Source organism: Brevundimonas sp., from assembly GCF_044239655.1.
GTDB lineage: Bacteria > Pseudomonadota > Alphaproteobacteria > Caulobacterales > Caulobacteraceae > Brevundimonas.
On sequence record NZ_JBIIAY010000250.1, the window covers coordinates 1 to 3795 of the forward strand.

11 protein-coding genes are annotated in these 3795 nt (G+C 29.9%); all 11 read left to right on the top strand.

The features are described 5' to 3' along the window. Positions 1 to 120 precede the first annotated feature (120 nt). Complete coding sequence (locus tag ACILQR_RS17535; RefSeq protein WP_395652648.1) at positions 121 to 477, top strand: hypothetical protein; 357 nt, start codon at positions 121 to 123, stop codon at positions 475 to 477. After that, positions 455 to 655 carry a hypothetical protein gene (locus tag ACILQR_RS17540; RefSeq protein ID WP_395652649.1) on the top strand — a complete coding sequence of 67 codons (201 nt, stop codon included), beginning with the start codon at positions 455 to 457 and terminating at the stop codon, positions 653 to 655. Before ACILQR_RS17535 ends, ACILQR_RS17540 begins: the two co-directional genes overlap by 23 nt. Positions 656 to 657: 2 nt before the next feature. Beyond that, a complete protein-coding gene (locus ACILQR_RS17545; RefSeq protein WP_395652650.1) occupies positions 658 to 882 on the top strand; it encodes a hypothetical protein in 225 nt (74 codons plus the stop codon). Next, the gene (locus ACILQR_RS17550; protein WP_395652651.1) at positions 879 to 1118 is read left to right on the top strand and encodes a hypothetical protein; all 240 of its coding nucleotides are present in this window, start codon (positions 879 to 881) and stop codon (positions 1116 to 1118) included. Before ACILQR_RS17545 ends, ACILQR_RS17550 begins: the two co-directional genes overlap by 4 nt. Before the next feature lie 8 nt (positions 1119 to 1126). Continuing rightward, a complete protein-coding gene (locus ACILQR_RS17555) occupies positions 1127 to 1312 on the top strand; it encodes a hypothetical protein (protein ID WP_395652652.1) in 186 nt (61 codons plus the stop codon). Beyond that, positions 1309 to 1491, top strand: a complete 183-nt coding sequence (locus ACILQR_RS17560; protein ID WP_395652653.1) for a hypothetical protein — start codon at positions 1309 to 1311, stop codon at positions 1489 to 1491. The genes ACILQR_RS17555 and ACILQR_RS17560 overlap by 4 nt, the downstream gene beginning before the upstream one ends. 35 nt (positions 1492 to 1526) lie before the next feature. Next, positions 1527 to 2123 (top strand): GIY-YIG nuclease family protein, encoded by a 597-nt coding sequence (locus ACILQR_RS17565; protein WP_395652654.1) that lies wholly within the window; start codon positions 1527 to 1529, stop codon positions 2121 to 2123. Beyond that, on the top strand, positions 2120 to 2326 hold the full coding sequence (locus tag ACILQR_RS17570) for a hypothetical protein (RefSeq protein WP_395652655.1): 207 nt from the start codon (positions 2120 to 2122) through the stop codon (positions 2324 to 2326). The genes ACILQR_RS17565 and ACILQR_RS17570 overlap by 4 nt, the downstream gene beginning before the upstream one ends. Next, positions 2295 to 2558, top strand: a complete 264-nt coding sequence (locus tag ACILQR_RS17575; protein ID WP_395652656.1) for a hypothetical protein — start codon at positions 2295 to 2297, stop codon at positions 2556 to 2558. The genes ACILQR_RS17570 and ACILQR_RS17575 overlap by 32 nt, the downstream gene beginning before the upstream one ends. 16 nt (positions 2559 to 2574) lie before the next feature. After that, positions 2575 to 2979, top strand: coding sequence for a MazG-like family protein (locus ACILQR_RS17580; RefSeq protein ID WP_395652657.1), 405 nt, complete (start codon positions 2575 to 2577; stop codon positions 2977 to 2979). Positions 2980 to 3449: 470 nt separating this feature from the next. After that, positions 3450 to 3795 (top strand): DUF1071 domain-containing protein (locus tag ACILQR_RS17585; RefSeq protein ID WP_395652658.1); only part of this gene is annotated, 346 nt, incomplete at its 3' end.

The window sequence follows — 3795 nt, forward strand, 5'->3', positions numbered from 1 at the left end:
ATCATCAGACGAAAAATGCAAATGGGCATTGGAAAACGAGTTGAACGACAACGGAGACGCAGACAGTAGCGACGTAGTCTTTCAATATTTAGTAATGGGCGAAGTAGTATTCGGATAATCATGAAAGAACCACTTTGCACTTGTGAAAGACCTGACTATTATTGTGATTGTTTACTTTATGACGAAAAAGTAAAAGAAGAACCTAAAATTAGTCCATTAGTAGAAGAACTAACAGGTGTTATTCCTGAACAAGAACAACCTAAATTAAACCCATTACTTATGGATGAAGCAGGACATTGGGATTTTCGTAGACAAGAAAGAACTTACAGTGATGAAGATTTAGAATTGCGTAAAAGATTATGGGTGGATGTTTATATTGCCTATGTGTCTACTCCTAACTCATACAACAGAGATGGAGGGCATGTTTGGGCAGATAAGGCCTTAGAGAGATTTGATGAACAATTTAAAAACAAATAATATGACAACAGCAGTAGAATGGTTGGCTCAAATGGAAATAGAAATTGGATATATAACTATTGACATTTTAAAACAAGCCAAAGAAATGGAAAAGCAACAGATAATCACAGCATATAACAAAGCATTACCTTTTAAATTTGGAAAAGAATATTACGACGAAACATTTAAAAAAGAATAACTATGACACTAAAAGAAAAGTTTGCACTAATATTAATGGAATTTTGGTCAAGTGATTGGGAAGGTAAATGCGAACAAGTAGCAGATGAATTTGCTATTGGATTTGGAGAGTGGATTAGAAAAGAAACATATTACGAGCATTTAACAAAAGAATTTATTTATAAACGTAACGTATATGAATCTGAAAAAGAACTATTAGAAATCTATAAAAAAGAAAAAGGATTATGAAATATAGAATTGTTATTAAAACTGAAGTGAGTGGTAAAAAATGGTATTATGTTCAAAAAAGATTTTTAACTTACTTTTGGATATATTTAAGCGAAGTAAGAGATATGTCAATGTCTATACATTCAGTTGGGTTTTCAACTTTAAAAGTAGCTGAAAAATATATACAATATAATGTGGATGATGATTATAAAAAACAACAACAAAAAATTGTAAAAAAAGAAATTTATAAAAAATAAAAAGAATTATGAATTTAGAAAGCAAGATAGCATTAACAATGTCAGCAGATGGCGACAGTTTTGAGCGAGTTCATAGTAATTTAGTAAAAATAGCAGATGAATTCGCCATTGGATTTGCAGAGTGGTTATTTAATATTGATAAAGAAGCATTACAAAAACAATTAAATCATTTTAAACAAGAAAAAGGCTTATGACACCAAGAGACAAAGCAATAGAATTAGTAAATAAATATTTACAAATTTATGATGGTAGAGTTATTGAAGCCAAACAATGTGCATTAATAGCAGTTGATGAGATAATAAATAAAGCAATTTGTAAATATTCAGAAGCAGTTTATTGGCAAGAAGTTAAACAAGAAATCTGTGATTTATAATTATTTTTTTGTATATTTGTAAAAAAATATATAAAATGATAGGCATTTATAAAATAACTAATCCAAAAGGTAAAGTTTACATTGGACAATCAAGAGATTTAGAAAAAAGAAAGTCACAATATTCAAAAAATCTAAAAAAATATTGTAGACAGTTAAAAATAGTCAATTCTATAACTAAATATGGTTGGAATCAACATTATTTTGAGATTATTGAAATATGTAATTTTGATGATTTAAATATTAGAGAACGCTATTGGCAAGAGTTTTATGATTCAATTGAAAAAGGACTTAACTGTATATATACAAAAACAAAAGATAAGCCTTCTTTATTTGGTTTAGAAACTAGAACTAGAATGAGTAAAGCTCAAACCGGAAAGATTAGAAGTAATTCACATAAGAAAAAAATATCTGAGTCTAAAAAAGGTATTTCAATTGGAATTGGTAAAGTACTTACTAAAGAGCATAAAAAAGCAATAAGTAATGGTTTTAAACCTAAATTTAATGATTGTGAGTTAAAAGAAATTATTGAAATGTATAATAATAATATTAGTTTAAGAAAAATTTCATTAAAATTTAACTCAAATCATACAACAATTAAAAAGTATATTAAACAAGAAATAGAGCTATTATGAGCAATGAAGTAGATATAATAACTATAGAACATACTCTTAGAAATATATTTGAGAAAGAGCATATAAGAAGTATTGATGTAACCATAGCAAATAAACTTTTTGCTAAATGGATGGTGTTAACAGCATATATGCCTAAAGATATTGTTCGTGAAAGACAAAGTATATTAGACGATGAACCAAGTTATCAATCTAGAAAAAGATAAAATTATGGCAGATATAAGTAAATGCGCAGATGGACTTTGTCCATCGAAAGAATATTGTTATAGATACACAGCTCCAAATGGAATGTGGCAAAGCTTTCATAACTTCAATCGTGAAGATGATGCAGATAATTGTGATATGTTTTGTACTAATGGTAAATGTAAATATTGCGACCAAATTAATGGTGTGCATAAAATGAGTTGTGCAACACAAAAAATAGAAATAAGATTATAAATAATAAACAAAAACAATGAGAGATTATTTTGAATTAGAGTGCGCCATAGAGTCATGGGCAGAAGAGAAGGGAATACTATCCAAAGCTACTCCTATGAAACAAGCAATGAAAACTCAAGAAGAGTTGACAGAATTGTGCAATGCCATCCTAGATGATGACAAAGATGAAATCAAAGATGCCATCGGAGATATAGTAGTAACTCTTATCATTCAAGCAAAGATGCAAGGCATGACCATTGAAGAATGCCTGAACGCTGCATACGATGTAATAAGTAAACGCACCGGGCAAATGATTAATGGACAGTTCGTCAAAGACAAGCCTGAGGAAGGAAAGTTCATACCAAATGGAGTTTGGGACAAAGCAGATAAGATAACACACGAAGGGTTCGTGTATGTAAAGTATAATGATTTAACTATTTAAGAATGAAGTATAAGATTATAAACGCAGTAATATGTTTAGCATCATTAAGTCTAATTATTTTAGCAATAATTGTTCTTTTTTGTTAAAAAAAATGCACCAAATACAAACATTTTAGTTATCTTTGTATTTTAATATTAAAATTTAATCAAATGAAAGAAGACGTGTTTAATCAGTATGTAGAGAGAGTCATCGACTTATTTAAAATAAGCCGGGAAGACTTTTTCTTGAAGTCAAGAAACAGGAGTTTATCAGATGCTCGATACTTGGTATACTATTTATGTAAGAAAAGAAATATCCAAATCACATACATCAAGAAGTATATGTTGAAAAACGGATATGACTTACATCACTCATCGGTAGTGCGTGGTGTAAAAAATGTTGAAGAAAAGACTATAGAAGATAGAGACTACCAAACAATTATTAGTGAAATGGAAAAAGCAGTATTTATATAACAATCAAATTTAATTAAAATGAACACATTTGAAAAACTGTCGGTTATCAACGTTAACGACAAAGTAGAAAAGAAAAGCGGTTTAACTTACCTTAGTTGGGCATGGGCATGGAGCGAGACAAAGAAGATTTGTCCTGATGCAACCTACAAAGTAAAAGTTGACCCAATTACAGCAAAGCCATACTTCTACGATGAGCATCTTGGGTATATGGTAGTTACTGAAGTAACAATCGAAAATGAAACTTTAAGTATGTGGCTTCCTGTTATGGATGGTGCTAACAAGGCTATGAAAGCAACAGCATATAGCTACACCACAAGATACGGAGAGAAGTCAGTAGAGGCCGCCACAATGTTTGATATCAATA